Consider the following 26,784-nt stretch of genomic DNA (forward strand, 5'->3'; position numbering starts at 1 on the left):
TCAGCCGGTGGTGCCGGTCGAGCCACCGGTGTCACCCGTGCTCTCGCCGCTGTCGGTCGCCCCGGTCGAGTCGCTCGGATACACGCAGTAGCCCCGATCGGTGCACTCCGCCTCGGGGTCGCAGCACGCGGCCGCATCGGCGCACCAGCGGTCCTCGTCCATGATCACCACGCACTCGATCACGCACTCGAGCGGGCCCTTGCCCTCGGGCCCCGCGCTCTGATCGAACGGCGCCACGCACAGCTCGCCCCGCGGGCAATCGGCGGTCACGGTGCACTCGTCGGGGATGCCCACGCTCGAGAATCCCGTGCTGGACGACGACGCTCCACTGGTGTCGTCCGTCGTGCTGGTCGACGTGCTGCCGGAGAGGCCGGTGGTGGTGTCGCTCGGGCTCACGCCGGTCGAGCTCGAGCTCGAGCCCAGCGGAGGATCGGGAAGGTCGTCGCCACACGCGGTAGCGAGCGACGCGAGCACCAGCGGTGCGAGCAGGGTTCGCATGGGGGCGCCGATCATTGCATGCCGGTGGTTCCGGTGGCACCCCCGGTGCCCGAGCCACCGTCGGTCCCGCTGCCCTCGGTTCCGCCCGCGGTCCCGCTGCCCTCGGTTCCCCCCGTGTCGTCGCTCCCCGTCCCGCTGTCGCCCGCCGTGCCCGAGTCGTCGAGCCCGCCCTCCGGGATGACGCACAGACCTCGCGCGCTGCAGACCGCTCCTGCATCACAGCAGGCGCTGTCGTCCACGCACCACACCCCTTCGTCCATCAGGGGGATGCACTGCTCGACACAGGTGAAGTCTCCGACCCGACCGTCGATGAACGGTGCGATGCAGTTGCCCGCGGCGCAGTCGTTGGTGTCGATGCACGGGCCACCGAGCGGCGAGCCGGTGGTGGCGGGCTCGGGACAGTCGCTCGTCGTGCCGGCCGAGCAATTGCCGGGGGGCACGTCCTGGTCGATGAAGTCATCGGTGTCGCCGGCGGATGCGTCTTCGAGCCCCGCCGAGCACCCGCCCACCGCAGCGACCATCAGCACCATCAAGCCAAGTCTCATGCCCCTCACCATAGCGCAGGACTGCCCCGCGTCCCGTCCCCCGTGCAATCGAATCGCGGGTGCGGTCGGGCCGGTCGCGAGCGCGACAGCGATGTCGTGGTCCGGCTCCCATCGCCGAACCTCCCCTCGCGCCGCCCTCGTCCGCGCGCCCGGCGAGTCCTGGCTCCAGCACAACCGCATGATTTCATTGCTGAAAAAACTTTCGAGTCGCACGATCGAACCGAAGGCGAGCGGCACTACCAGCCTGCGAGGCCGCTTGGAGCCGCGCCGATCCTGCATTCGAACCGCTCGGCTCGGCCGTGTACGCTGCCACCTCGATCCCTACTCCTTAGGAGCCACGTTGCCATGTCCCTTCGCTTCGACGACCCCTCCCCCGCGCTACGACCCTCGCGGGCCCTGTTGCACCCGCTGTGGCTGGGGAGCCTCGCGGTGCTGGTGCTCAACGACCACGTGCTCAAGGGCGCCTCGCTGCTGCCCTCGGTCGTGACCGGCAAGCTCAGCGACGTGGCCGGCCTCGTCGTCGCGCCCGTGCTGTTGGCAGCGCTCTGCCGGGTGCGAAGCATGCGGGGCCTGTGGCTCGCCCACGCTGCGGTGGGCGTGGTGTTCTCGGCCATCCAGCTCTCGGCCGCGGCCGCGGGAGGGTGGTCCGCAGCGATGGCGTCGATCGGCTTTCCGTGGGCGATCACCCGCGACCCCACCGACCTCTTGGCCCTGCCTGCGCTCGCGCTGAGCCTGTGGGCGCTGACGGGCGCCATGCGGCGCTCGGCCTCGTTCGGTGCGCGACGGGGGGCCGAGGTGGTGGCGGCCGGTGCCGGCCTGCTCTGCTGCGCGGCCACCAGCCCGCCGCCGGGCGAGCCGTTCCGCTGGCCACTGTGGACCGACGTCTACGTGCACAACGCCGGCAGCGAGCGCGTCGTCGTGCGGATGCGCCGGCTGGCCCCCGGCGTCGACCTGGACTGCGACGCGGTCGCCGAGGATCCGGGGCGCCTGGTCACCGAGCCCCTGTTCGGCAATGCACAGTCGTTCGCGCTCGACCCCGGCCAGAACTTCGGCCTGCGGCTGAACAACGAGTGGGAGCAGTGGGACTCGGACGGCGACGAGATCGTGTTCGACGACAACGGTGATCCCATCGAGCCCGTCGATCTCGATTGCTACGCCGTGCTCCTGGACGTGGACGGCCTGCCCCCCGCGGTGGCGTTCTGGATGGAGGGCCAGGTGCCCGAGCACGAGGTGCCGGGCGAGGGCGCCGAGACCAGCGAGGAGCCGCGCGGCCGCATCGAGCTGCACCCCACCACCGATCCCGACACCCTGGGCACCTACGAGGCGAAGGGCGACGACGTGCTGTTCCTGGTGCCTCCCACCGCCCCGCCCGTTCAGGGCGAGTGCGCGCCGCAGAGCGACGCGGGGCGCCTGGAGTGGAGCGAGTTCACCGATGGGATCACCTGGGAGGTGCTCTCCGCCGAGCACGGCGTCGATGGCTGCTTCGCGCTCGACCTCGGCACCCGCAACGTCGACGGCGAGGTCTCGCAGGAGTTTCGCTGGTACCTGTGCGCGCCGCTGACCGAGCTCTCGCTCGAGCCCGGTCGCATGGTCCGCATGGCCGGACTGGGTGCCACCAGCGCGGGCGAAGGCGGCGTGCAGCTGTTCACCGTCGACGAGACCCCCGGTCTTCCGCAGGTGGAGCTGCAGGCGTTCCGCGGCACCGTGTTCCCGCCCTTCCATGGCTTGCAGGTGGCCGCCGTGCCCGAGTTCGACTGCGGCTACGTGGTGAGCGAAGGGTGCGGCACCGTCATTCGAGCCACCTCGGTGAGCGTGGGCGGCGGTCCCTTCGGCGTCGTCGAGCTCGCCCCCGGCGGCCGCCAGACCCTCACCGACGAGGGTGGTGCCGAGATGACCGTGGCCCTGGCCCACTCCGAGGAGCGGGCCGCCCTCGACCCGCAGTGTGCCGAGGGCCCAGATTCACTCGGGCTCGACCTCGAGGTCGTGGCCCTCTACGTCGAGCCGTCCGCCGGCTGATCCGAACCTTGGCTTTTCCTACCTTCGAGAGGACCTTCACCATGACTCGCTTCACCCGTTTCGCTCGCTCGACGGCCCTGCCCGTCTCCCTGTTGGCCCTTGCGCTCGCCGGAGGCTGTGCTGCCGCGTCGGAGGACGCCTCGTTCGGAGGCGATGGAGGCGGCGCCGGCGTGGCCCAGGGCGGCGCCCAGGACTTCGGCCAGTTCCGCGCCATCCTCGACGACGGAGACCTCCCCGGCCCCGAGACCCTCGACGACGTGGGCTTCTTCAACGAGCACAAGCTCGAGCTCCCCCCCGCCGACTGCGGCCAGGACATCTGCCTGCACGGTGAGCTCGGGGTGATGGGCAACATGATCAACGGCAGCAACTGCACGCTGCTGATGCTGGGCATGAACACGCCCATCGACCCCAGCACGCTGCAGCGGCCGCCGCTCAACCTCGCGATCGCGGTCGACACCAGCGGCTCGATGGCGGGAGACCCCATCGGCTACGTGCGCGAGGGCCTCTACCGCATGCTCGACGACCTCGGCCCCGACGATCGGGTGAGCCTGGTCGCATTCGACGACCAGGCCGAGGTGGTGATCGAGTCGGTGATCGGCAACGACCCCGAGCTGACCCTGGCCATCGGCTCGCTGCAGGCGGGCGGCAGCACCAACATCTACGACGGCCTGCGGGTCGCCTACGAGACGGTCGAGGCCCATGCCGACCCCGCGCTGCAGAACCGGGTGATCCTGCTGTCGGACGGCGAGGCCACCTCGGGGATCCAGAGCGACACCAGGCTGGTCGAGATGTCGGCCGCCTACAACGCCGAGGGCTACGGCCTGACCACCATCGGCGTGGGCGACGGCTTCAACCCCGAGCTCATGCGCGACCTGGCCGAGAAGGGCGCGGGCGCGTTCTACTTCCTCGAGGATCCGGCCGCTGTCCTCGAGGTGTTCGAGGAGGAGGTCAAGACCTTCCTCGTGCCGCTGGCCAAGGACGTGGAGATCAGCGTGCAGGTCGATCCGGGCTATGCGCTACGGGCGATCTACGGCACCAAGCAGGCGCAGACCTGGGGCAACGTGGGGCAGATCTCGATCCCCTCGCTGCAGATCGCCCACCGCACCGCGGTCGACGACAACGAGGGCGGCCGCCGCGGTGGTGGTGGAGCCATGATCGTCGAGGTCGTGCCCCGCGACCCCGCCGCCGCCGAGGAGGAGGGAACGGTCGGCCAGATCACCATGAGCTGGGACGCGCCGGGCAGCGACGAGACCATGAGCACCTCGGTGAAGATCCGCAGCCCGCTGTCGCCGGGGCAGACGCCCGACGAGGGTCACTTCAGCTTCGCGGGCGTGGAGAAGAGCTTCGTGATGCTCAACATCTACGCAGGCTTTCAGATGGCGGCCACGCGCTCGTCCTACGGCGACCTCGCGGGTGCGCGCGGTGTGCTCGTGCCGCTGGCCGAGCAGGTCGAGGACTGGCTGGCCGACAACCCCGATGCCGACATCGAGGACGACCTGAAGTACATCCGCAAGTTCATCGACAACCTCGACACGCGCGGGGCAGCCGACGAGCCGCAGAGCCCCAACCCGCCCAATCCCTGGCCGCAGGACTAGCTTGGGGTCCAGCCAACGACGAGCCCGCCATGCACGCGCATGGCGGGCTCGCTCGATTCCCGAAGACCAGCGAGGGCGACCTACTTGCCGCCGCAGGAGCCTTCGCCCTCGCCCTCGCCGCCGCAGGAGGCTTCGCCGCCGCCCGCTGCCTCTTCGCCGCCGCAGTGGCCTTCCTCGGTGTGCCCCTCGCCGCATGACGCCTCGCCGGCCGGAGGCACCGCTTCGTCGCCGCCGGTCGGAGCCACCTCGGCATCGCCGCCCGGGACCTCCGTCGCGGGCTTGTCCTTGCCGCAGCCGGTCATGACCAGCGCGCCGGAGCCGAGGATCGCAAGGGTCGCCGCAATGTCCTTGATGTTCATGTGTCGCTCGTTTCCTTGGGTGCAGCACGCCCCTTGGGTCCCTCCCACGGGGTGCCCCAGCTTGGCCGAGGCGGGCAAGGCGTGTAAAGCGATGGTATCAACCCCCACCGCCCGCCATGGCTCGCTCTCCGGTTTCCCCCGTCCGTCTTCGTTCTGCGTGCTCGCTGCTGCTGCTGCTCGTACCCGCCTGCCGGGCTCCCGCGCCCGCCGAGCCCGACCCCGTGGTCGCCGACGCGCCCGCTCCCGAGCCGGTCGTGGCTCCCGAGCCGGAGCCCGAGCCCGCCCCCGAGCCGGAACCCGAGCCCGAGCCCGAGCCCGAGCCGCCGAAGCTGGTCGCCCCCGACGGCACCGTGATCGAGCCCTGCGAGGAGGTCCCCGAGGGCATGGCGTGCATCCCCGGCGGTCCGTTCATCCGCGGCACCGACGACGGCCCCAAGAACACGCACCCGGCCGAGACGATCTGGCTGCAGACCTTCTACATGGACCTCAACGAGGTCACCTACAAGGAGTACAAGGACTGCCAGAAGGCCAAGAAGTGCATGCGGGGCGGGCCGCTCTACAACGACTTCAACCACCCGCGGCAGCCGATCACGGGTCCCAACTGGTACGCGGCGGTCAAGCACTGCGAGGTCGAGGGCAAGCACCTGCCCACCGAGGCGCAGTGGGAGAAGGCCGCCCGCGGACCCGACGGCAACCTCTACCCGTGGGGCAACGAGGAGGCCACCTGCGAGCACGCCATCATCATGGACGAGCGCGGGCGCAGCTGCGGCGTGCAAAAGAAGATGGAGCAGCCCTGGAAGGGCAAGCCGTTCGAGATCGGCAGCCGCCCGCCCGGTGTGTATGGGCTCTACGACATGAGCGGCAACTCGTGGGAGTGGGTCTACGACTGGGACTCGCGCAGCTACGAGGCCTGCGGCGACGAGTGCCGCGGCACCGATCCCAAGGGTCCGTGCGGCGGCAAGGAGCCGTGCAAGGGGCACGAGAAGCGCGTTGTTCGCGGGGGCTCGTGGTACTGGGACAAGACCTACGCCACCGGGGCGTACCGGCGCACGCACTACCCGGCCAACGATCCCAAGGTGGAGTTCCACCACTTCGGGTGGCGGTGCGCGGCGACGCTGGAGGAGGCGCGGGCGCTGCTGGAGAGGCAGAAGGCGGAGAAGGAAGCGGCTTCGGCCGATTCCGCCGCCCCGGCGGCTCCGGCCGCTGCCGATGGCAAGGCCAGCCAGTAGCCCGGTACTCCAGCCCATCGTTCGAAAACGAAGCGGGCGGACCCGAGGGCCCGCCCACTGTCGCTCTCGCGCGCCCTCGCGCTACATCGGCACGAGATCCTGATCGTTCGTGATCAGAATCCGCCCCATCGCCGCGGCCTCGCGATACGTGAACTCGATCTGGTGCACCCCGGTGGTCCAGTCGGGTGCCCAGGGATCCTCCACGTAGGTGCAGGGGCCGGCCATCTGGTCGCGCCAGTTGAGCGGGGCCCAGATGTAGCCCTGGCCGCCGTTTTGGCAGTCGCCCTCGAAGATCGCCTCCGGCATCGGCTCACCGTCGAGGGTGGCGAAGTAGGAGTCGTCGCTGCCGTTGTTGAAGGCGCGCACCCAGATGTACCAGGTGTCATCGCAGGGGATGTCGGGCTCGAACAGGATCGAGCCCGGCCCGCCCATCTGGTTCACCGAGATCTCGCCCTCGCCCACCATGCTCATGCCCAGCATCCAGGCGCCGCTGAGGGTGGCTTCGGAGGGCATCATCTCGAAGGTCACGACCTCGCTGCAGGCTTCGCCAGCTCCGGTGGTGGTCCCCTCGGTGGTCCCCCCGTCACACACCGCCATGCAGTCGCCCTGGGCCAGCTCCACGCAGACCTCGTCCCAGCTGAAGGCGCAGCACGCCGCCTCCTGCGCGCACACGCAGTCCACCACCGCCTCGTCGTCGCAGCCGGGCGCGTCGTGCGGCTCGCAGCAGCTCTCGGTCATCCCGGCGGTGGTGTCCTCGGGAGGCAGCGTCGGATCGGTCGTCACATCGGGTGTGTCCGTGGTCACGTCGCTGGTCACGTCGCCCACCGTCGTGGGCGTGGTGGTCATCGGCATCGTGGGGTTGGTGTTGGTCGCGTCGCCCGTGGTGCCCGACGAGCCCTCGCTCTCGCCGTCGGTCTCCGCGGCCACGCCCGTGGGCCCACACGCAGTCGTCAAACACAGGCCGGTCGCGGCCACGACAATCCAGGATCGATCGCTCAGCTTCATGGCAAACCCCGAGGTGGTTGTACCAAGACGCGCGCTCGTGACGTCGCTCGATTGGACGCCCAACCGGGGATGCCCTCCGAACGAGCGAGAGATCGATCACGCAACGATCACGCTCGATCCGAGCGAAACACCCCTTGCTCCAACGGCGTCCCAGGGTATGTAACTGAGCGCTCACTTACTATCGAGCGTTCTCGGGCGAATCCCGTTCTTCGCGTGCAAGACACGCAATTGGCCATGCGACCGCGTCAGTTCACCGACGACGAACTCTTGCAGACCGCGCGCCGCTGCTTCCTCGAGCACGGTCCTGGGGTCTCGACCAACGCGATCGCCGAGGAGCTCGGGGTCAGCCAGGCCGCCCTGTTCAAGCGCTTCAAGACCAAGCAAGACCTGATGGTCGAGGCGCTAGCGCCTGGTGCGCAGCCTCCCTGGATCGCCGAGGTCGAGGCCGGACCCGATGACTCGCCGGTACCCGAGCAGCTCCACCGCGTGGTGAAGCGCATCGATGCGTTCTTCGAGCAGATGCTGCCGGGCATCGCGATGCTGCGGGCCGCGGGCATCGAGCCCGAGGTGATGCTCCGCCATCACGAGGTGCCGCCCCCGGTGCGAGCCCACCGGACCCTGAGCGCATGGCTCCGCCGCTTGCACGAGCAGGGGCGGGCCAACGTGCCGCATCCGCAATCCACCGCGATGGCCTTCCTCGGCGCCATCCATGCCCGCCACATGCTGTGTCACATGCTGCGCGAGCACGCCCCCAAGACCGAGCCCGAATTCCTGCAGAACCTGGTCGACGTGTTCTGGGCCGGCATCGCCCCCGCGCCCCAGGAGACCTGACATGAACCGCTTCCTCACCCGCTTCGTGCTGCCCGCAGTCATCACCTTCGCCGCCGTGGGAGGCGCCATCGTGTTGGTGCGCTCGGCCGAGTCGGCGGAGCGCGAGCCGGCGACCGTGCCCCCGCCGCTGGTCGAGCACGTCGAGGCCAAGGCGTCGCCCCGGCACCCGCGCCTCTCGGGCAACGGCGTGGTCGAGCCGGCGCGCGAGGCCACGCTCTCGCCCCAGCTCTCGGGGCGCGTCGTGTACGTCTCCCCCTCCCTGGTGGTGGGCGGCCGCGTCGAGGAGGGGCAGGTGCTGCTGCGCCTCGACAAGCGCGACTACGAGATCGCGCTGCGGCAGCAGCGAGCCACCGTGCAGCAGCGCAAGGTGGAGCTCGAGCTCGAAGACGCCTACGGCAAGGTCGCCAAGCGCGAGTGGGAGCTGATGGGCAATCCCAATGCCGACGGTCGGCTGGCCAAGCGCGAGCCCCAGAAGGAAGCGGCCGAGGTCGCAGTGGACGCGGCCCGCAGCCAGCTCGAGCGCGCCAAGCTCGACCTGCAGCGCACCGTGCTCGAGGCTCCGTTCAACGCCACCGTGAAGGCCGAGTCGGTCGAGATCGGCGAGATCGCCAGCCCCGGCGCCGTGGTGGCCACGCTGGTGGGCACCGATGCGCTGTGGGTGCGGGTCTCCATCCCGGTGGAGTATCTCGCCCTCCTCGACGTGCCGGGCCTGGGCGCCCAGCAGGGCGCCGTCGCCACCGTGACGCAGCGCCTGGGGCCCCACACCGCGGTGCAGCGCGCCGGTCGGGTGATCCGCCTGGTCAACGAGGTCGACGCCGAGAGCCGGACGGCGCAGGTGCTGGTGGAGGTCGAGCGACCGCTCGATCCCCCGCCCGGCGAGCTGCCGCTGTTGCCCGGAGCCTTCGTCGAGGTGGAGCTGCAGGGGCGCGAGCTGCCGCAGGTGTTCGCGCTGCCACGCGTGGCCGTGTTCGAGGGGCGACGAGCCTGGGTGGTCGACGACGAGCAGCGCCTGCGCAAGCGCGAGCTCCGGGTGGTCTGGGGGGACGACGAGCGCGTCTACGCGACGCACGGGCTCGCCGACGGGGACCGCGTGGTGGTCACGCCGCCGGCCACTGCGCTCGAGGGCATGGAGGTGCGCAGCGAGGTCCAGGCCTCGAGCTCGACCGACGGCGAGCGCGTCTCCGCGGCCGCGCCCGCCGATGCACCGGTCGAGGAGACCAGTGCCGACCCCACCCGGAGCCCCACCTCGGCCAGCTCCATCCCCGGCCCCAGCAATAGCCAGCCCAAGGGCGCGGAGGGCTGAGCCATGGGCAGCACCGAGCCCGAGATCGAAAAGGGCGCGCTGGCGTGGATGGCCCGCAATCACGTCGCGGCCAACCTGCTGATGTTCCTGATGATCGTCGGCGGGATCTTCGGGGTGCTCGGCACCAAGCAGGAGGTCTTCCCCGAGTTCGATCTCGACATGATCACCGTGTCGGTGCCCTACCCCGGCGCGGCTCCGGCCGAGGTCGAGCAGGGCATCCTGCTGGCGATCGAAGAGCGCGTACGAGGCCTGGACGGGGTCAAGCGCATCAAGTCCACCGCACGCGAGGGCTCGGGCTCGGTGTCGGTCGAGCTGCTGCTCGACGCCGAGCCCGACCAGGTGCTCGCCGACGTCAAGAACGAGGTCGATCGCATCACCACGTTCCCCGAGCAGGCCGAGCAGCCCACGGTGAGCCTGGCCAAGCGGCGGCGGCAGGTGGTGTCGCTCATCCTCTCGGGCAACCAGGACCTCCGCGCCCTGCACGAGCTGGCCGAGGACGCTCGCCGCGGGCTGCTGGCGACCGGGTCGATCACCCAGGTGGAGCTCGAGGGCGTGCCGCCGCTCGAGATCGCGGTGGAGGTGCCCGGCGAGGAGCTGCAGCGCTACGGGCTCACCCTCCAGCAGATCGCCAACGAGATCTCCGCTGCCTCGCTCGAGCTGCCCGGCGGCGGCATCGACACCACCAAGGGCGAGATCCTGGTGCGAGTCTCCGACCGCCGTCGCGCCGGGCACGAGCTCGAGGACCTGGTGCTGCGCGGCACGGCCAAGGGTGGCCAGGTGCGGCTGGGCGACATCGCCACCATCAGCGACGGCTACGAGGACACCGACCAGTACTCGCTGTTCGGGGGGCACCCCGCCGTGCGTCTGACGGCCTACCGCGTGGGCGACGAGACGCCCACCCAGGTGTCCAAGGCGGTCCGGGCCTACGCCGAGCAGCTCCAGCAGCGGCTCCCCGAAGGCCTCCACGTCAACGTGTGGAACGACGACTCGGAGGTCCTCCAGGCACGCATCGACCTGCTCACCCGCAACGCGACCATGGGCCTGGTGCTCGTGCTGGTGGTGCTCGCGCTGTTCCTCGACATGCGGCTGGCGTTCTGGGTGTCGCTGGGCATTCCCACCTCGTTCCTCGCCGCGTTCCTGGTGCTGGGGGGCACCGACCTCTCGATCAACATGATCACCCTGTTCGCGTTCATCGTGACGCTGGGCATGGTGGTCGACGACGCCATCGTGGTGGGCGACCGCACCTACTCGCTGATGGACGAGGGCTACACACCACGCCAGGCCGCCGTGCTCGCCGCGCGCGAGATGGCGATGCCGGTGACGTTCTCGATCCTCACCACGGTGGCCGCGTTCGCGCCGCTGTTCTTCGTGCCCGGCACCATGGGGAAGGTCTTCTACATGATCCCCACCGTGGTGGTCGCGGTGCTGATGCTGTCGCTGGTCGAGTCGTTCCTGGTGCTGCCCGCCCACCTCGGGCACCTCCGCCCCACGGGGACCAGGCTGCCGCGGCGGGGGTTGCTCGGGCTGCCCGGTGCCGTGCGGCGAGCGGTGGCGAGGGGCCTTGCGTGGACCACCGACCAGGTCTACCGACCGCTGGCGGCGCTGCTCATCCGCTACCGCTACATCACCTTCGCCACCTCGCTGGCCGGCTTCATCCTCACGGTGGGCTACGTCGCCAGCGGCAAGATCCCGTTCAACTTCTTTCCGCAGCTCCCGGGTGACTTGGTCATCGTGCAGGCACGCCTGCCCTACGGCGCCGCGATCGAGAGCACCGAGCAGGTCCGCAAGGAGCTCGAGGACGCGCTCGATGCCACGATCGAGGAGTTCGGCCGGCAGAACGTGCGCGGGGTGTTCACGCGCATGGGCCAGGCCGCTCCCCAGCAGGGGCCGGCCGCGGGTGATGCCCAGGTCGGCAGCCACCTCGTGGCGCTCGAGGTGGCGCTGGTGCCCTCGCAGGAGCGCAGCTTCGACTCCGAGGCGTTCTCGGCGCGCTGGCAGGAGCGGGTCCCGCCGCTGCCGGGGATCGAGGCGCTCACCTTCCAGAGCAGCGTGGGCCCCGGGGCGGGGCAGGCGGTGGCGGTGCAGCTCGAGCACTCCGACACCGAGCTCCTGGCCGAGATCTCCGAGCACATCGTCGAGGTGCTGCGCGAGTACCCGGTGCTGCGCAACATCAACAACGAGTACTCCTCGGGCAAGCCCCAGCTCGACTTCAGGCTGCGACCCGAGGCGCGCAGCCTGGGTTTGTCCACCAACGACATCGCCCGGCAGCTACGCGCGAGCTTCTTCGGAGCCGAGGCCATCCGCGAGCAGCGGGGGCGCAACGAGCTGCGGATCATGGTGCGGCTGCCCGAGCAGCAGCGCAGCTCCGAGCACGACCTCGACACGCTGATGATCCGGACCCCGCGCGGGGGCGAGGTGCCGCTGCACTACGTGGCCGAGCTCGACCGTGGCCGGGCCGCGACCGCGATCTATCGCGAGGATGGTCACCGCACCATCACCGTCTCGGCCGAGCTTGCGGTGGGCGTGGACTCCTCGCGCGAGGTGATCACCGACCTGCAGAAGAACGTGTTCCCCGCGCTGCTCGAGGCCAACCCCGGGCTCGAGATCGGCCTCGCGGGCGCGCAGCGAGAGCAGGCCGAGTCGTTCGCGGCGCTCGGCAAGGGCTTCGTGTTCGCGCTGATCGTGATCTTCGGGCTGCTCGCGGTGCCGCTGCGCAGCTACATCCAGCCCGTCATCATCATGGCCGTGATCCCGTTCGGGTTCATCGGCGCGATCCTGGGTCACGTGGGCCTGGGCTACGGCCTGAGCATCATGAGCGCGATGGGCCTGGTGGCCCTGTCGGGCGTGGTGGTCAACGACTCGCTGGTGCTCATCGACGCGGTCAACCGCGAGCGCAGCCACGGCAAGCCCGCCATGCAGGCCATCATCGACGGCGCCGCGGGCCGCATCCGGGCGATCCTGCTGACCTCGCTCACCACGTTCTTCGGGCTCGTGCCCATGATCGCCGAGACCTCGGTGCAGGCGAGGTTCTTGATCCCCATGGCGATCAGCCTGGCCTTCGGGGTAATGTTCTCCACCTTCATCGTGCTCTTGGTGGTTCCGGCGCTCTACATGATGATCGAGGATCTGCGGGCGTTGTTCGGCATGGTCGACGAGCACGCCGTTTTGCCGCACCAGGAGTCCGGGCCGCCGGGGTGGTCGCCGGCGCAGGTCGGGGGTGCCGAGGCGGGACCGCGGTTGCCTCCGGCGGAGTAGCCGCTTGGCGGCTATGATCGGTCAGGTGGTTGAACCGCGATGAACCTGACCCTTCCCCCTCCCGAGACCGCCCACGACACGCTGCGCGCGATGGCGACGGTCGCGCTCGCCGACGGAGCCATGCATGCGCAGGAGCGCCGCATGATCGAGCTGCTCGCCGAGGCCATGGACATCCCGGTCGACGTGGATGCGCTGTTGCCGATCGAGCCCGATGAGCTCGCGGCGAAGCTCGAGGACCCCGAGGCGCGCAAGGCGTTCGTGCAGCGCATCGTGATCCTCTCGACCCTCGACGGCGAGATCACCGAGGACGAGGTCCGTACCATCGAGGCGTTCACCGCCGCGCTCGACGTGGACGAGCGCGCGGTCGACAACATCCGCCAGCTCTCCCAGGGCTATGCGCGCCTGGTGGCCTTCGACCTCGGGCGGCGCTCGTTCATGCCCAAGCTCATCAAGGGCGTGTGGCGCGAGCGCGGCGTGCGGGGGCTGTGGCAGATCGTGCGCGTGCTCGCGGGGCGGACCGATCCGAAGCAGGTCGCCGAGTTCGAGCGCCTGGGGACCCTGCCCGAGGGGACCCTGGGTCGCGCCGTGTTCCAGCACTTCACGGAGAACGGCTTTGCGTATCCCGGCCAGAAGTACGGCGCGCCCAAGGCGTTCATGTTCCACGACATCGGCCACGTGCTCGGGGGCTACGGCACGACTCCCGACCAGGAGCTGCTCGTGGCCGGGTTCCAGGCCGGGTACATGGATACCGATGGTCTGGTCATGTACTTGATGATCGCCATGCTGTTCCAGCTCGCGATCGAGCCGGTGGCCAAGATGCGGGGCGTCGAGCCGGTCAAGGGCGCGCTGGACATCGAGCGCTTCCTGGCCGCGGTGCAGCGGGGCCGGGCGATGACGGTGAGCCTCGTGGACTGGGATCCGTGGCCGCACATGGAGCGGCCGCTCGACGAGGTGCGCGCGGAGCTGGGCCTGCGCGCGGCCTGAGCGGCACCCGCCCGGCTTGGCTATGATCCCGTGGTGGCCATGCCCGCGCCCATCGATCTGCAGCGGTTCATCGACGAGCACCGCGAGCTGCTGCGACCGCCGGTGGGCAACGCTCGGGTGTTCGAGGAGCAGGGGTTCATCGTGATGATCGTGGGCGGGCCCAACGCTCGCAAGGACTTCCACGTGGACGAGGGGCCCGAGCTGTTCTTGCAGGTCGAGGGCGACATCGTGCTCACCGTGCTCGAGGGCGGCAAGCGCCGTGACGTGCCGATCCGGCAGGGCGAGCTGTTCTTGCTGCCGCCGCGGGTGCCCCACAGCCCGCAGCGACCGGCGGGGACGGTGGGGCTGGTAGTGGAGCGCACGCGCATGGCTGGCGAGCTCGACGTGTTCCTGTGGCTGTGCGATGCGTGCGACCACGAGCTCTCGCGGGTGGAGCTTCCGCTGCGGGACATCACCACCGAGCTGGCGCCGCTGTTCGCTGCGTTCTGGGCCGATGTGCCGCGGAGGACCTGCGAGCGCTGCGGGGCGGTGCTTCAGCCCCCCGACGCCGCTTGAGCTACTCGGCGACGGGGTCGAGCACGGAGGACTCGAGCGAGGGCGCGGGCATCGAAGCCGACACCACATCGTCGTCGGGCATGTAGTCCGGCGGCCAGAAGCGCTCGCACCACTTGCGATACCCGATGATCGGCCCGTCGTCGGGCAGCGGCTTGGGATTTTGCAGGAACCGACGGTTGGTCCAGATCATCTCGTCGCCGTCGAAGTCCTTGGTCGCGATCGCCAGGAACACCCGTGACAGCGCGTCCTCGAGCCCGACGCCCAGCACCCGCCGCGCCAGCCGATTGAGCGGGTGATCGACCGTGCGCCGCACCGAGCTGACCACGCGGATCTGACAGTCGGTCGCGTTGACCGGCGTGATCAAGATGATGTTCATCAGCTGCAGGTTGCCCTGCTCGGGGGTGAGCGTGGAGACCGAGATCGCCATGCCCGGCCCCAGGATCCGGATGTCGAAGTGGAACGGGCTCGAGTACATCTGCCCCAGCTTGCGGAGCAGGGGATTGGGGCTCTGCGCGCCCGCGGTCCACGTCATGTGCATGATGGCCGTGAACGCGCCGTCCTCGTCCTCGGCCGGCTGCCGCTCGATGCCGCGCAGCTCCCAGAAGTGCACCGCGTAGAAGTGCTGGATGTCGATGATGTTCTCGGTGGGGAAGAACACGTTGGTGGGCGCGAGCCGGCGCCCGGCGTTGGTGACCGGCTCGCTCCAGCCGTCGAAGAACCCGGGCTCGGCAAAGCGCAGCGGACGATCGGGTCGGGTGCGGTCGGGCCCGTGCCAGATGAAGATCGACGACGCCACCTCGTGCACCGTCCACGGCGTGGACTTGACGTGCCGCAGGTGACGGGCCTCCTTGACGAAGTCACCCTTGACACACTGGCCGGTGCCATCGAAGTGCAGGCCGTGGAACGGACAGCGCACGCAGCCGTCGACCACCCGCCCGCCCACGCCGCGGTGCGCCCCGAAGTGTGGGCACGTGGCGTCGAGCACCACCGCCTTGCCGGCCTCGTCGCGAAACGCGATGAGGTCGTGGCCCATGAAGCTGAAGTTGGTGATCTTGCCCGGCACCACGTCGGACGAGCGCAGGGGCGAGAACCAGTCGTGCACGAACTGCGGCGGCGGCCGCATGTACCGCTTGGGGTGCGCCTTGGAGGCCGTGACCATGACGGACGAAAGGCTACCACCGACCACGGGTACGTTGGAGGTGCCGAGCGGCGACGAGCCAAGGGGTAGGATGGTGCGCGCCGGGCCACGCCCCCTACCCTGGCACCACGCTCGGACCCGGGCTCGACAGCGCCTCGAGCAGCGCCTCGGTCGACTCGGCGGCTCGCATGCGCTCGAGCAGATCGCTCTCCATCACCGCGCCCGCGATCGCGGCCAGCAGGCGCAGGTGCGAGGCGCGATCCGATGGCGGACCCAGCAGGCAGAAGCACACGTCGACCGGCTCCTCGTCGGCGCCCTCGGCAAAGGCGATCGGCTCGGTCAGCGTCATCACGCCGACGAACGTCTGAGGCAAGCCCGCCACGGTGGCGTGCGGGATCGCCATCCCGTGGCCCATGGCGGTGGTCTGCACGGCCTCGCGCTCGCGCAGCTCCTTCTCGATGGCGGCGGCGCTCATGTGCGGCACGGTGCCGGCCATCATCGCGGCCAACTCCGAGAACAGGCGGTCCTTCTTGGCCACCGAGCGGCAGGCGGCCACCGCCTCGGGCACGAGGCGATCGATCAACACCGAGCCGGTCCGGTCGGCTCCGGCCGTACGCAGGGCCCGGTGCACCTCGGCTCGCGGAGTCTTGAGCCGCAGCACCGCACAGTGGGCTCGCTCCACGATCCGCTCCTCGCGGGCCGCCACGAACATCGAGCGCAGGGGCTTCTCCGGGGGAGCCCCCAGCACCACCAGGTCGAAGCGCGCGGAGGCCTTGACCAGGTCGGCCACGTCGTCGGAGCCCGAGAGCACCTCGAGCTTGGTCTCGCTGTGGCACAGCGCCCGCATCTGCTCGCCGTAGGCGGTGGCCGCCGCGGCGTCGCCGTCGTGGGTGGCGGTGTGGTTGACGAACGCCACGTCGGCGCGGAACAGCGAGGCCAGGTCGTCGGCGGTGTGGGCCACCAGCGCATCGTGGGGCCCGGGCTCGGCCACCACCATCAGGTGCCGATAGGTGCGGATGCCCGCGTCGCGGAACACGGCCAGATTGCAGGGCAGCCGCGCCATCAGCCACTCCATGGGGTCGCGCACGATGTGGCCCCGCATGTCGGTCTCGCGCCAGGCCATGACCACCCAGCGCGAGTCGAGCCGATTGGCGCGCTCGTAGAGGGTCCGCCGCACGTCGCGGGTCACGATCACGTCGAGCTCGGCGTGCACGCCTCGCTCGGCCGCCAGCGCCAGCACGCGCCGCTCGAGCGACACCATGCGATCGTCGGGCTCGAGCATCGCCGTCAGCCCCATCTGCTCGGGAACCTCGCGCAGGGCCAGCACGTCCACGTGCCCACCCGGGCCGGCCAGGGTCATGCCGATCTGCACCAGCGCCTCGGCCGAGGGCTCGCCGCCCACCAGCGCCACGATGGTGCGACCCTCGTGCAGGGTCTTGTAGGCTCCCGTACGGGAGGGGTCGCGCACCAGGTCCTTGCGCCACAGGATCTGCTTGAGGATGCCCAGGCGGCTGGCCCGCGTGCGCCCGTAGAGCACGTAGAGCAGCACGCCCAGCGCCCCGATGGCCACGAGGCCCCAAAGCGCCACCATGCCCATGGCCACCAGGATCAGGAGGCCGGTGACGATGCCGACCCCCTGCATCATCGGATAGAGCGGCGCCCGAAAGCGCGGCTCGTACCACTGGATCTTGCTCTCGCGGAACAAGATGATCGCCACCTGTACCGTCACGAACGCGGCGATCATGAAGGCGCTGGCGAGCTTGGCGATCCGCACCACGTCGAGCAGCAGCACGATGGCCGCCATGGCGGTGCCGGTGAGCACGATGGACCAGTGCGGCGTCATGTAGCGGCGGTGCACTCGGTGCAGCAACGAGGGAGCGAGGTGGTCACGGGCCATCGCGAACGGAAAGCGCGACGCGGCCAACAGGCCCGCGTTGGCCATCGACACCAGGGCCGCGAACGCGGTGCCCACCACCAGCGGAATGCCCACCGGCCCGATGATCTCCCGGGCCAGGGTGGCCAGCGGGGTCTCGTCGCTCGCCAGCTCGGCGGGATCGAAGATTCCCGCGAGCACCCACGCCACGAGCGTATAGACGAGCGCGATGACCAACAGCGAGATGACGATGCCCAGCGGGATGTTGCGGGCCTCGTCGCGAACCTCCTCGGCGATGGCGGCGATCTTGGTCACGCCTGCGTAGGAGATGAACACCAGGCCCACCGCGGCCAAGAGCCCCGACACGCCGCCCGCCAGCCACGGGGGCGAGTCGGCGGTGGCATGCAGGAGGTGGAGCCGCTCGATCTGCGGGGCACCGATCATCACCAGCGCCACCAGCACCAGCAGGCAGGCGCCCACGATCACCGTCTGCACCTTGCCCACCTTGCGCACGCCCACGATGTTGAGCACGACGACCCCGAGTAGCAGGGCCATCGCGACGGGAGCGGTGGGTACGTCGACGGCGAGCGCGAGGTAGGAGCCGAGCACGGCCAGGGCGAACGCGCTCTTGAGCAGCAGCGACAGCCACAGCCCCAGGCCCGCGATGGTGCCCGCCATCGGGCCCATGGCGCGCTCGACGAACAGGTAGCTGCCGCCCGCCGAGGGGATCGCGGTCGACAGCTCGGCCTTGGTGAGCGCGGCGGGGATGACCAGCACCGCCGCCAGCAGGTAGGCCAGCCACAGCGAGGCGCCGGTCATGGCGGCCGCAACGGCGGGGAGCAGGAAGATCTCGCCGCCGAGCATGGCGCCGATGGAGATCGCCACGACGCTGGGCAGACCCAGCGAGCGCTCGAGCTCCTTCACGCCCGAGCCCCCCGGCGGGGGAGGATGCAGCAGTCACGCGCACCGCGAGATCGGTGAGCGAGGACGGTTGGGCTCGGCATTCGCGGGGATGATAGTCGCTCCCGCCAGCGACGTACTACCATGGGCGCCATCCGAGCCTCGGACTTCCACGAGGATGATCACGAGGACGGCCGCCCAGGAAAGGCCCAGGAAGAGCATCGATGCTGCAGCTCCCCGCCTCGACCTACGTCGATCGTCGTCGTCGCCTGCTCGAGCAGCTGCCCCCCGGGGGCGCGATGCTCCTGCCCACCCATGGCGAGGTCACTCGCTCCAACACCACGGCGTTTCCGTTTCGGCCCCACAGCGACTTCTACTACGTCAGCGGCTTTCCGGAGCCCGATGCGTGGTTGTTGCTCAAGCGCGACGGCGAGGAGCCGGGCATGCACCTGTTCGTGCTGCCCCGCGATCGCGAGCGCGAGACCTGGACCGGTCGCCGCTACGGGGTCGACGGGGCCAAGGAGTGCTTCGGGGCCGACCACGCCTGGCCGCTGCCCGAGCTCGACGAGCAGCTCGCCCGCCTGCTCGCCGACGTGGACGTGCTCTACTTCTCGTTCGGCCGGCACACCAGGAAGGAAGCGCGGCTGCATCGGATCCTGAGCAAGGTACGAACCGGTCGCAAGGCCGAGCTGGGGCCGACGACGCTGTGCGATCCCGAGTCCCTGCTCGCCGAGATGCGGCTCATCAAGACCCCCGAAGAGCTGGCGGTGATGCGCACCGGGGCGGAGATCTCCGCCGAGGCCCACATCGCCGCGATGCGGGCGGTGCGGCACGGCATGCACGAGTACGAGATCCAGGCGCTGGTGGAGTACACCTTTCGACGCCGCGGCGCGTGGGGGTGGGCCTACCCCAGCATCGTGGCCGGGGGCGACAACGCATGCATCCTGCACTACGTGCGCAACGACGGGGTGTTCCGCGATGGTGAGCTGATGCTGATCGATGCCGGAGCGGAGGTCGATGGGTATGCGACCGACATCACCCGGACCACGCCGGTGGGTGCCGCGTTCTCCGGAGCGCAGCGCGATGCGTACGAGGTGGTGCTGGGGGTGCAGCGTCGAGCGATCGAGGCGGTCAGGCCCGGGGCGTCGATCAACGGGATCCACGAGCAGGTGCTGCTCGATCTGACGCGCGGGATGGTGGATCTCGGGGTGCTGCACGGGGATCCCGAGGAGCTGGTGGCCGACAAGAAGCACGAGGCGTTCTATCCGCATCGCACCTCGCACTGGCTCGGGTGCGACGTGCACGACGTGGGGCGGTACAACCTGCGCACGGGGCCGCACAAGCCGCTCGAGGCGGGGCAGGTGCTCACGGTGGAGCCGGGGCTGTACTTCCCGGCGGATGACGAGCGAACGCCGGAGGCGTTCAAGGGGATCGGGATCCGGATCGAGGACGACGTGCTGGTGACCGGAGATGGGCACGAAGTGCTGACGGCGGCGGTACCCAAGGCGGTGGAGGAGCTCGAGGCGCTGCGGCGCGAGGCGCTGGGGTAGGCCGGACGACGGGTCGCGGCGCACTGCGCGACGGGTCGCGGCGCTGCTATGATGACGGGGCATGAGCGACGAGGAACGAAGGGCTCGAGCCGAGGCGCGCCGCCTTCGGGCAGTTCTCCGCAAGGGGACGCTGGGAGCGCGAGAGCATGATTTCGATCCCGTCGTTGGGCCGGCGGCCCTGTCACTCGTCACGCGACTGACCGACGAGAGCTGGTCGCTCTCCGGGCTGCCATGGCCGAGCTACTCACGCAGCGAGATTCCTTGTCGCTTCGTACGGTGGCGGGTCACGTGACCGAGCTTCCGGAGGACTTCGGGCGGCCGCCCGTACCCCGCAGGTGCCGGGCGAGCGCGTCGAGATCCTCGAGCAGCTCGATCCCGTACCGCCCGCACACGATCTCCACGTTCCCCCGGCGCCAGAATCCCTCGGGGCAGCACACCACGGCCCGCCCCGAGCGCGCGACCAGACCCAGCTCGAGCAGCGAGATCGGCGACTTGGTGGCGGGCGCGAAGTAGAAGCACACGCGATCAGCCCGCTCGAGGCCCTCGAGCTCCCACTCCACTTGCTCGCGAAACGGCTCGCAGCGCGCACGCTGCTCCCACGTCGCGTCCCAGGCCTCGCGGCGAGGGTTGAGGATCACCAGGTCCGTGTCCGCGAGCGCGGCGATGAGCTGATCTTGCCAGCGCGGGGCGTCGTCCATCTCGATGCTGCCCGCGAGGAACAGCGACGGCGCAGTGGTGTCGTGGAGCGGCGCGAGGGAGGCGGGGGGCTGGAGGACGAGCATCGCACCCTCGATCGTAATACGCAGACACGGGCTGACGGAGCGGCACGGAGGGTTACGCCCCGAGCAGCAATCGAGCGCCACATGCCACCGAACGCCGTCGATCCCGGCTTCCCCGCCCGCGCCCCTCCGTCGTACCGTGGATCCGTGCTGAACACGATTCCTCGCCGTTTCCCGTGGATCTCTGCGCGAAGCCTCCAGCGGAGCCTTCCATGGATCTGCGCCGCCCTGCTCCCCGCCTGCGCGGGTGGCTCGGAGGGCCGCGAGGACGCGAGCGCCAGCGCCGGCTCCACCACGGCCGACACCGAGGGCGACACCGACCCTGCCGTCACCACCACCGGCACCGAGACCTCCGCCGACGGCACCGGCACCTCGGCCGACTCGACCGGCGAGCCCCCGCCGATGCTCGCCTGCGACGACTCGCCCCCGCCCGTGCGCAGCAGCCTGCGCTTCGATGGCGTCGACGATCACGTGACCATGGGCGTGGCGCCCGAGCTGGGGCTCGAGACCTTCACCGTGGAGGCCTGGGTGCGCCGCGACGGCGCAGGCGAGGAGATGGGCACGGGCTCGGGCGGGCTGCGGCTGGTGCCGATCGCCGGCAAGGGCCGCGGCGAGAACGACGACACGATCTACAACTGCAACTATGCGTTCGGGTTCCGCGGCAACGTGCTCGGCGCGGACTTCGAGGACTCGGCCACCGGGGCCAACCACCCCGTGGTGGGCACCACCACCGTCACCTGGGGCACGTGGCATCACGTGGCCGTGACCTACGACGGCGCAACCTGGAGCCTCTACGTCGACGGGCAGCTCGACGAGCAGCTCACGGTCGATGCCACCCCGCGCGCCGACAGCATCCAGCACTTCGCGATCGGCACGGCGATGGACTCGACCGGAGCGGCGGCGGGATCGCTCGACGGGGCGGTGGACGAGCTGCGCGTGTGGAACCGTGCGCTCGACGAGGCGGAGATCGCCACCGGCATGTTCCAGACGATCGTGGCCGGCGAAGGCCTGGTGAGCCGCTGGGCCCTCGACGAGGCCGACGGGGGCGCGCCCGACAGCGTGGGCGGCTCGATCGGCACCATCGTGGGCGCGACCTTCGAGGCCGACGGCGCGGTGCTCGACCGCGGGGTGCCGCCGACGGTGGTGGTGGACGACCCGCCCGAGCCTCCGTCGCTGCCGGCCGAGGCCGCCGAGCTCGAGCTGACGATCGCCGATCCCGATAGCGACGAGCACACGGTGACCTTCTACCTGCGCGAGGTGAGCGACGCCGACGACTTCGCGATCGTGGTGCTGCCCGACACGCAGTACTACTCCGACGTGGACTCGCCCAGTGCGGGCGACCCCCAGTACTTCCACGATCAGACCCAGTGGGTCCGGGACAACCGCGAGGCCTATGACATCAGGGCGGTGATCCACAACGGCGACATCGTCAACCACGGCAACGCGCCCGAGGAGTGGGTGATCGCCAACGCGGCCATGGCTCGACTCGAGACCCCCGAGCCCGAGCTGCCCGAGGGCATGCCCTACGGGGTGTGCGTGGGCAACCACGACCAGGAGAGCAACGGTGCGGTCGACTCCACCACGGACTTCAACATGCACTTCGGCGTGGATCGCTTCGCGGGACGCTCGTACTACGGCGGGCACTACGGCGACGACAACGACGAGAACTGGTTCCACATCACGGTGGGCGAGCTCGAGATCGTGGTGGTCGACCTCCAGTACGACACGACCCCGGACCCGGCGGTGCTGGCTTGGGGGCGCTCGGTGTTCGAAGCCCACCCCGACGCGCTCGGGATCCTCAACACGCACTACATCCTCGGCGGCACTGGCAATTTCAGTGCGCAGGGGCAAGCGATCTACGAGGCCCTCAAGGCCACCGACAACGTGCAGCTGATGACCTGCGGCCATGTCTCGGCCGAGTCGCGACGCACCGACACCTACCAGGGCAACGTGATCCACTCGATGCTCGCCGACTACCAGGCCGATGGCGACGGTGGCTCGGGCTTCCTGCGGATCTGGGAGTTCTCGCCGGCCAACGACGAGCTCACCGTGAGGTCCTACTCGCCCAGCCTCGACCAATGGCTGACCGGCGACGACAGCGAGTTCACCCTCGAGGTCGACCTGCTCGGAGCGGGGGGAGACTTCGCCGACGTGACAGTGGTGGACCCGGCGATGGGCGTGGTCTCGGCTGCGATCCCCGGGCTGGAGGCGGGACGGAGCTACGAGTGGTACGCCACCGTCAGCGACTGCGCGCACACGATCACCACCCCCGTGCGGCGCTTCACGACCCAGCCCTGAATCAGGGCCAAGTCAGGGCCAAAGTCAGGGCCAGACCAGCGCGACCGCCCGCGCCAGGAACCACCACGCCCCGAGCCCACCCAGCGCGTAGGCGGCCACCGTGCGCAGGCCCGGCCACCGCACGAAGCGGCGACCGAGCGTGGCCGCCGCGACGACCGCCGCCACGATCGCCAGCTGTCCGAGCTCGACACCGAGATTGAACCACAGCAGGCTACGCCCCACCCAACCCTCGGGTAGACCCTGCTCGCGTAGCGCTCCGGCAAAACCCAGCCCGTGCACCAGGCCGAACAGGAGCGCCACCACCCACGGGGAGCGGCGGGTCAGGGTGAGCCCGTGGTGGGTGGCCTCGCGCGCCACCAGGACCACGCTGGCGGCGATGGTGGCCTCGACGGGAGCGGAGGCCAGGGTCAGGATTCCGGTGACGGCGAGCGCGAGGGTCAGCGAGTGCGCGAGGGTGAAGGCGGTGATGGTGGTGACGAGCCGGCGCAGGCTCGTCGCGCCGACCACGAGCATCAGGCCCAGCACGAACGCCACGTGATCGAGACCGCCCATGATGTGGTGCAGGCCGAGTCCGAGCCACGCGCTGGCCGAGCGCCCCGGGGTGGCGTCGACCACGAGCCGGGGTTCCGCGACGGTGACCATGTGCTCGAGCACGCGGCCGTCGTGGAAGCGCACCAGGGTCATCACCCGGTCGTGGCCCTCGGCCAGGCCCTGGAAGGCGATCGTGCCGCGCAGGCCCTGCGTGCCGCACTCGAGGCGCTCTCCCTCGCGACGGCACGGCGCGGGAAACACCACCTCGACGGGCGCCCCGGAGCCACTGGTGTCGACTGGCTCGCTCCAGGCGATCACGAAGCTCCCGGGTCGTTCCTCCGTCAGCGCGAGCACGCCCGGGCGCAGGCCGTGCGCCATCGCGGCGGACGACCACGCCGAGACGAGCACGAGCGCGAGCACGAACGACGGCAGCTCGAGCGCGCGGGCTCTCATGGCGACTCGACGATCTCCCAGCCCGCGCGGAGCTCGACGGTGGCGCGCTCGATGGCGCTCGCACGCTGGGCCTGCTCCCAGTCGTGACGCACCTGGTCGCCCACATCCTGCAGGCGCGGAGCCTCGCCCACGGTCCAGCGATCGAGCCGCACCACGTGGATTCCCACCGTGGAGCGTCGCAGGACCCAGGTGCCGGGCGGCTGCGCATCCATGCCGTCGACGAAGGCGTCGCCGAAGCGCACCGCCAGATCGGCGAGCTTGCGCCCGCGAAAGCGTCGGCCACCCGAGAATCGATCACCAAGCCCGTCCGGATCGGCGCCACCTTGCAGCAGCCCCAGGAGCTCGCGAGCCCGGGCCTCCGCCGCGGCGTTGGTGCCATCGACGAACACCTGGGTGAAGTCGACACGCTCGGGTCGAGCGTAGCGAGCGGCGTGCGCCTGAAACCACGCCCGCAGATCCTCCTCGTTCGGCACGGGTATCGTGATCCGCGATTGCAGCACGTAGGCCATCTGTGAGGCCACGCGCTCGCGGATCTGCAGATCGCCCTCGTCGAGCCCGCGCCGTAGGCCCTCGCGGTAGAGCACCTCTTGATCGATCCACCCCTGGACGAGCGAGCGAAGCTCTTCGTCGGTGGGCGGCGCGGGGTGGGTGTTGGTCCACTGGGCGACGAGCCGCTCGCGTACGCCCGCGTCGACCACGATGGGCTCGCGCGGAGCGTCGGCCAACGACCGCTGCGATGCGGGCTCGTCCGCTTCGCGCGGCGACACCCAGCCATCGATCGCGAACGCCACGGCGCCGATGAGCACGAAGTGAGCCACTGGCTCCCGCACGATCGCTCGCAGGCGGTCGTTCACGGCGGGGAGTATCGCCTCCGGGCGGCTCCTCGTCACGCCGCAAGATCGGCGACGAGACAACCGCCGGCGGCGGCAGCGATGACGAACCGTGCGAGCCATCGACCCACCGTTTGCTAGCTTGTCATCGCGTGGCGGGTATGCACTCGATGAGAGTGGCCGAGGCGGGTGGCGTCATCGGTGGACACGAGCTCGTGCGCCGCATCGGCCGCGGAGGCATGGCCGAGGTCTGGGTGGCCCGAAGGCCACTCGGTGAACGAGGCAGCAAGTTCGTCGCGCTCAAGCTCATCGCCGAGCACTTCGTCGGCGACGAGCGCTACGCGCGAATGTTTCGCGCCGAGGCCGAGCTCGCCGCAGTGCTGAGCCACGCCAACATCGTTCAAGTGTTCGACGAAGGCCAGCAGGACGGCCGCAGCTATCTCGTCATGGAATGGGTCGACGGGCTCAACCTGCTCAAGCTCGGCGACGTGCTCTCCTTGCTCGACGACGACGAGCGCCGCTTTCGCGTGATCGCCTACATCATCGGGCAGCTGCTGCATGCTCTCGACTACGCCCATAGCATCACCTCGCTCGATGGAAGCCCGCTGGGCGTGGTCCACCGCGACGTCTCTCCACAGAACGTGCTGGTGAGCAACCACGGTGAGGTCAAGCTCACCGATTTCGGGGTGGCGTTCCACAACTTCGAAGAGAGCTCGGGCATGCACGTCAAGGGCAAGGTGCGCTACATGGCGCCCGAGCAGATCCGCGGCCAGTCCCGCCACGCGAGCGTCGATCTGTTCGCCGTGGGCGCCCTGCTGCACGAGCTGCTCGACGGCCACAAGTTCCGCGGCGAGCTCGATGATGGGCAAGAGCTGTTCACGGCGGTGCTTGCGGGACACGTGGGCCCGTTGAGGCGCCCCGCGCCACCGGAGCTCGAGGACTTGCGGCGAGCTCTGCTCGAGCCCGATCCCAGCCGGCGGCTGCGAACGGCCGAGGAAGCGCTCGCGATGCTCAAGCAATACGCCGGCTACGGCGATGCTCGCAACGAGCTGAGCAAGCTGTGCGGGAGCCTCACCGGGGTCGTCAGGCCACGCGCGGGACCGGGCGGGTCGTGGAAGCCCGATGCGGACGATCGACGCACGATGCGATGCGATTCGCGACGGCCGCTGGTACCGCCCAAGGTGAGCCCGTCGCCGAAGCCTCCGCCTCCACCCCCGCCGAGCTCGTCGTTGGCGGCTCGCCGTGCATCCACGCCCACAGGCTCACGGACGGCGGTCAAGAACCAACGGAGAACGCTCCCCACGATCACGGGGCATACCGAAGTCGTCGTCTTTCCAGCGATGGTCTCGAACGCGCCGGCGTGCATGCCTCCCACCACCCATCCCGCCGCCGCACTGGGACCCACGAGCCACGTGTGGCCGGAAGCCCCTCCCATGGGCTCGATCGCATCCGAGCCCATCGCCGTGCGCTCGGGGCTCACCACGGTCCTCGAGGTCCCCGAGGTCACGATGTCGTCGGAGCTCGGCTCGGGAAGCGCTACCGAGCGGGAGCTCGCGCCCAACGCCGTGCCCGGTGACGGTTCGGACTCCTCGCGAGCCTCTGGCCCACGTCCTTCGACGGGCCCCGATTCGGTGAGCATCGTGCTGTCCAAGCGCTCCGCGATGGCGGCGCTGGGTGTGGGCCTACTGCTGGTTGCTGCCGTGTCGGTGAGCCTCACCTGGCTCATGTTCGCCGGACGGCGAGCTGCGGCCACCTTGGCGGATGCGGTCGCACTCGGGGTCCTCCCAGGCGATCGGCCTCACCACCCCGACGTGAGCGACGATGACACGGCCGTGGCCCCCGCCAACGCCGAGGGCTCGCTACCGAGCGAGAGTACACCGAATGCGGGCGCGCCCAATCCGGCCCTCGCGTTGGTCCGAGCGCCGCCCGACGAGCCCACGAGCGACGACGACGTGGAGTCCGCCTCGGGTACGCCTGCCGCCAAGGTGGCGCGCAAAGCCAAGGAGCCGGTCGGCAAGGCCAACGTGAAGGTCACCAGCAGCACCGGGCTCGAGGGCGCGCAGATTCGCATCGGCTCGAAGGTCCTCAGGGTGGACGAACGGCGCGAGCAGGTGATCTTGGCGGGAAGAAGGGCGATCAAGTGGCGCAGGTCTGCAGGTGAGCCCTGGCAGCGCGCGAAGTCGGTGAGGTTCGGAGCGGGCCAGCATTTCGTCATCCACATCGGCAAGCACGGACCCAACATCCGCAGCAAGTGAGG

At 70.1% G+C, this 26,784-nt stretch carries 20 protein-coding genes; 11 read left to right on the forward strand and 9 right to left on the reverse strand.

Features of this window, described 5'->3' with window-relative positions:
• Complete coding sequence (locus tag OEB96_RS45220) at window positions 1-498, reverse strand: hypothetical protein (protein ID WP_266223221.1); 498 nt, start codon at window positions 496-498, stop codon at window positions 1-3.
• A gap of 11 nt (window positions 499-509) precedes the next feature.
• A complete protein-coding gene (locus OEB96_RS45225) occupies window positions 510-1,043 on the reverse strand; it encodes a hypothetical protein (RefSeq protein ID WP_266223222.1) in 534 nt (177 codons plus the stop codon).
• Between the two features lie 345 nt (window positions 1,044-1,388).
• Here OEB96_RS45225 and OEB96_RS45230 point away from each other — a divergent pair, with 345 nt between their 5' ends.
• The gene (locus OEB96_RS45230) at window positions 1,389-3,059 is read left to right on the forward strand and encodes a hypothetical protein (protein WP_266223223.1); all 1,671 of its coding nucleotides are present in this window, start codon (window positions 1,389-1,391) and stop codon (window positions 3,057-3,059) included.
• 41 nt (window positions 3,060-3,100) lie between these two features.
• The gene (locus OEB96_RS45235) at window positions 3,101-4,654 is read left to right on the forward strand and encodes a vWA domain-containing protein (protein ID WP_266223224.1); all 1,554 of its coding nucleotides are present in this window, start codon (window positions 3,101-3,103) and stop codon (window positions 4,652-4,654) included.
• Between the two features lie 80 nt (window positions 4,655-4,734).
• Here OEB96_RS45235 and OEB96_RS45240 read toward each other — a convergent pair whose 3' ends face one another.
• A complete protein-coding gene (locus tag OEB96_RS45240) occupies window positions 4,735-5,013 on the reverse strand; it encodes a hypothetical protein (RefSeq protein ID WP_266223225.1) in 279 nt (92 codons plus the stop codon).
• 116 nt (window positions 5,014-5,129) lie between these two features.
• Here OEB96_RS45240 and OEB96_RS45245 point away from each other — a divergent pair, with 116 nt between their 5' ends.
• Window positions 5,130-6,242: a formylglycine-generating enzyme family protein gene (locus tag OEB96_RS45245; RefSeq protein ID WP_266223226.1), complete on the forward strand. Its 1,113-nt coding sequence runs from the start codon at window positions 5,130-5,132 to the stop codon at window positions 6,240-6,242.
• An 81-nt stretch (window positions 6,243-6,323) separates the two neighbouring features.
• Here OEB96_RS45245 and OEB96_RS45250 read toward each other — a convergent pair whose 3' ends face one another.
• Window positions 6,324-7,217: a hypothetical protein gene (locus OEB96_RS45250; RefSeq protein WP_266223227.1), complete on the reverse strand. Its 894-nt coding sequence runs from the start codon at window positions 7,215-7,217 to the stop codon at window positions 6,324-6,326.
• Window positions 7,218-7,481: 264 nt separating this feature from the next.
• Here OEB96_RS45250 and OEB96_RS45255 point away from each other — a divergent pair, with 264 nt between their 5' ends.
• Genes OEB96_RS45255 through OEB96_RS45275 form a run of 5 tightly spaced genes read left to right on the forward strand, consistent with a single transcriptional unit; the run spans window position 7,482 to window position 14,175 of the window.
• Window positions 7,482-8,078: a TetR/AcrR family transcriptional regulator gene (locus tag OEB96_RS45255; protein ID WP_266223228.1), complete on the forward strand. Its 597-nt coding sequence runs from the start codon at window positions 7,482-7,484 to the stop codon at window positions 8,076-8,078.
• Window position 8,079: 1 nt separating this feature from the next.
• Complete coding sequence (locus OEB96_RS45260) at window positions 8,080-9,381, forward strand: efflux RND transporter periplasmic adaptor subunit (RefSeq protein WP_266223229.1); 1,302 nt, start codon at window positions 8,080-8,082, stop codon at window positions 9,379-9,381.
• Between the two features lie 3 nt (window positions 9,382-9,384).
• Window positions 9,385-12,636 (forward strand): efflux RND transporter permease subunit, encoded by a 3,252-nt coding sequence (locus OEB96_RS45265; RefSeq protein ID WP_266223230.1) that lies wholly within the window; start codon window positions 9,385-9,387, stop codon window positions 12,634-12,636.
• Between the two features lie 39 nt (window positions 12,637-12,675).
• Window positions 12,676-13,620, forward strand: coding sequence for a hypothetical protein (locus tag OEB96_RS45270; protein WP_266223231.1), 945 nt, complete (start codon window positions 12,676-12,678; stop codon window positions 13,618-13,620).
• A gap of 39 nt (window positions 13,621-13,659) precedes the next feature.
• Window positions 13,660-14,175 (forward strand): 3-hydroxyanthranilate 3,4-dioxygenase, encoded by a 516-nt coding sequence (locus OEB96_RS45275; RefSeq protein WP_266223232.1) that lies wholly within the window; start codon window positions 13,660-13,662, stop codon window positions 14,173-14,175.
• A gap of 1 nt (window position 14,176) precedes the next feature.
• Here the strand turns inward: OEB96_RS45275 and OEB96_RS45280 are convergent, their stop codons facing one another.
• Together OEB96_RS45280 and OEB96_RS45285 are read right to left on the reverse strand one after the other, a co-directional pair.
• Window positions 14,177-15,334 carry a Rieske 2Fe-2S domain-containing protein gene (locus OEB96_RS45280; RefSeq protein WP_266223233.1) on the reverse strand — a complete coding sequence of 386 codons (1,158 nt, stop codon included), beginning with the start codon at window positions 15,332-15,334 and terminating at the stop codon, window positions 14,177-14,179.
• A 94-nt stretch (window positions 15,335-15,428) separates the two neighbouring features.
• Window positions 15,429-18,110: an amino acid permease gene (locus OEB96_RS45285; protein ID WP_266223234.1), complete on the reverse strand. Its 2,682-nt coding sequence runs from the start codon at window positions 18,108-18,110 to the stop codon at window positions 15,429-15,431.
• A 200-nt stretch (window positions 18,111-18,310) separates the two neighbouring features.
• Between OEB96_RS45285 and OEB96_RS45290 the strand changes: the two genes are divergently transcribed.
• The gene (locus OEB96_RS45290) at window positions 18,311-19,636 is read left to right on the forward strand and encodes an aminopeptidase P N-terminal domain-containing protein (RefSeq protein ID WP_266223235.1); all 1,326 of its coding nucleotides are present in this window, start codon (window positions 18,311-18,313) and stop codon (window positions 19,634-19,636) included.
• A 284-nt stretch (window positions 19,637-19,920) separates the two neighbouring features.
• Here the strand turns inward: OEB96_RS45290 and OEB96_RS45295 are convergent, their stop codons facing one another.
• Window positions 19,921-20,418 (reverse strand): nucleoside 2-deoxyribosyltransferase domain-containing protein, encoded by a 498-nt coding sequence (locus tag OEB96_RS45295; protein WP_266223236.1) that lies wholly within the window; start codon window positions 20,416-20,418, stop codon window positions 19,921-19,923.
• An 81-nt stretch (window positions 20,419-20,499) separates the two neighbouring features.
• Here OEB96_RS45295 and OEB96_RS45300 point away from each other — a divergent pair, with 81 nt between their 5' ends.
• Window positions 20,500-22,713: a LamG-like jellyroll fold domain-containing protein gene (locus OEB96_RS45300; protein ID WP_266223237.1), complete on the forward strand. Its 2,214-nt coding sequence runs from the start codon at window positions 20,500-20,502 to the stop codon at window positions 22,711-22,713.
• Between the two features lie 24 nt (window positions 22,714-22,737).
• Here the strand turns inward: OEB96_RS45300 and OEB96_RS45305 are convergent, their stop codons facing one another.
• The gene (locus OEB96_RS45305; protein WP_266223238.1) at window positions 22,738-23,697 is read right to left on the reverse strand and encodes a HupE/UreJ family protein; all 960 of its coding nucleotides are present in this window, start codon (window positions 23,695-23,697) and stop codon (window positions 22,738-22,740) included.
• The gene (locus OEB96_RS45310; protein WP_266223239.1) at window positions 23,694-24,551 is read right to left on the reverse strand and encodes a peptidylprolyl isomerase; all 858 of its coding nucleotides are present in this window, start codon (window positions 24,549-24,551) and stop codon (window positions 23,694-23,696) included. Before OEB96_RS45310 ends, OEB96_RS45305 begins: the two co-directional genes overlap by 4 nt.
• A 146-nt stretch (window positions 24,552-24,697) precedes the next feature.
• On the opposite strand from OEB96_RS45310, the gene OEB96_RS45315 reads away from it, so the two are divergent.
• Window positions 24,698-26,782, forward strand: a complete 2,085-nt coding sequence (locus OEB96_RS45315) for a serine/threonine-protein kinase (RefSeq protein WP_266223240.1) — start codon at window positions 24,698-24,700, stop codon at window positions 26,780-26,782.
• The last annotated feature ends 2 nt before the right edge of the window (window positions 26,783-26,784 follow it).

Source organism: Paraliomyxa miuraensis, from assembly GCF_026337845.1.
Taxonomy (GTDB): Bacteria; Myxococcota_A; Polyangia; order Nannocystales; family Nannocystaceae; genus Paraliomyxa; species Paraliomyxa miuraensis.

Coding starts and splice junctions, on each gene's coding strand:
- OEB96_RS45220 (WP_266223221.1), bottom strand. CDS start 498: ATGCGAACCCTGCTCGCACCGCTGGTGCTCGCGTCGCTCGCTACCGCG.
- OEB96_RS45225 (WP_266223222.1), bottom strand. CDS start 1,043: ATGAGACTTGGCTTGATGGTGCTGATGGTCGCTGCGGTGGGCGGGTGC.
- OEB96_RS45230 (WP_266223223.1), top strand. CDS start 1,389: ATGTCCCTTCGCTTCGACGACCCCTCCCCCGCGCTACGACCCTCGCGG.
- OEB96_RS45235 (WP_266223224.1), top strand. CDS start 3,101: ATGACTCGCTTCACCCGTTTCGCTCGCTCGACGGCCCTGCCCGTCTCC.
- OEB96_RS45240 (WP_266223225.1), bottom strand. CDS start 5,013: ATGAACATCAAGGACATTGCGGCGACCCTTGCGATCCTCGGCTCCGGC.
- OEB96_RS45245 (WP_266223226.1), top strand. CDS start 5,130: ATGGCTCGCTCTCCGGTTTCCCCCGTCCGTCTTCGTTCTGCGTGCTCG.
- OEB96_RS45255 (WP_266223228.1), top strand. CDS start 7,482: ATGCGACCGCGTCAGTTCACCGACGACGAACTCTTGCAGACCGCGCGC.
- OEB96_RS45260 (WP_266223229.1), top strand. CDS start 8,080: ATGAACCGCTTCCTCACCCGCTTCGTGCTGCCCGCAGTCATCACCTTC.
- OEB96_RS45265 (WP_266223230.1), top strand. CDS start 9,385: ATGGGCAGCACCGAGCCCGAGATCGAAAAGGGCGCGCTGGCGTGGATG.
- OEB96_RS45270 (WP_266223231.1), top strand. CDS start 12,676: ATGAACCTGACCCTTCCCCCTCCCGAGACCGCCCACGACACGCTGCGC.
- OEB96_RS45275 (WP_266223232.1), top strand. CDS start 13,660: ATGCCCGCGCCCATCGATCTGCAGCGGTTCATCGACGAGCACCGCGAG.
- OEB96_RS45280 (WP_266223233.1), bottom strand. CDS start 15,334: ATGGTCACGGCCTCCAAGGCGCACCCCAAGCGGTACATGCGGCCGCCG.
- OEB96_RS45290 (WP_266223235.1), top strand. CDS start 18,311: ATGCTGCAGCTCCCCGCCTCGACCTACGTCGATCGTCGTCGTCGCCTG.
- OEB96_RS45295 (WP_266223236.1), bottom strand. CDS start 20,418: ATGCTCGTCCTCCAGCCCCCCGCCTCCCTCGCGCCGCTCCACGACACC.
- OEB96_RS45300 (WP_266223237.1), top strand. CDS start 20,500: ATGCCACCGAACGCCGTCGATCCCGGCTTCCCCGCCCGCGCCCCTCCG.
- OEB96_RS45305 (WP_266223238.1), bottom strand. CDS start 23,697: ATGAGAGCCCGCGCGCTCGAGCTGCCGTCGTTCGTGCTCGCGCTCGTG.
- OEB96_RS45315 (WP_266223240.1), top strand. CDS start 24,698: ATGAGAGTGGCCGAGGCGGGTGGCGTCATCGGTGGACACGAGCTCGTG.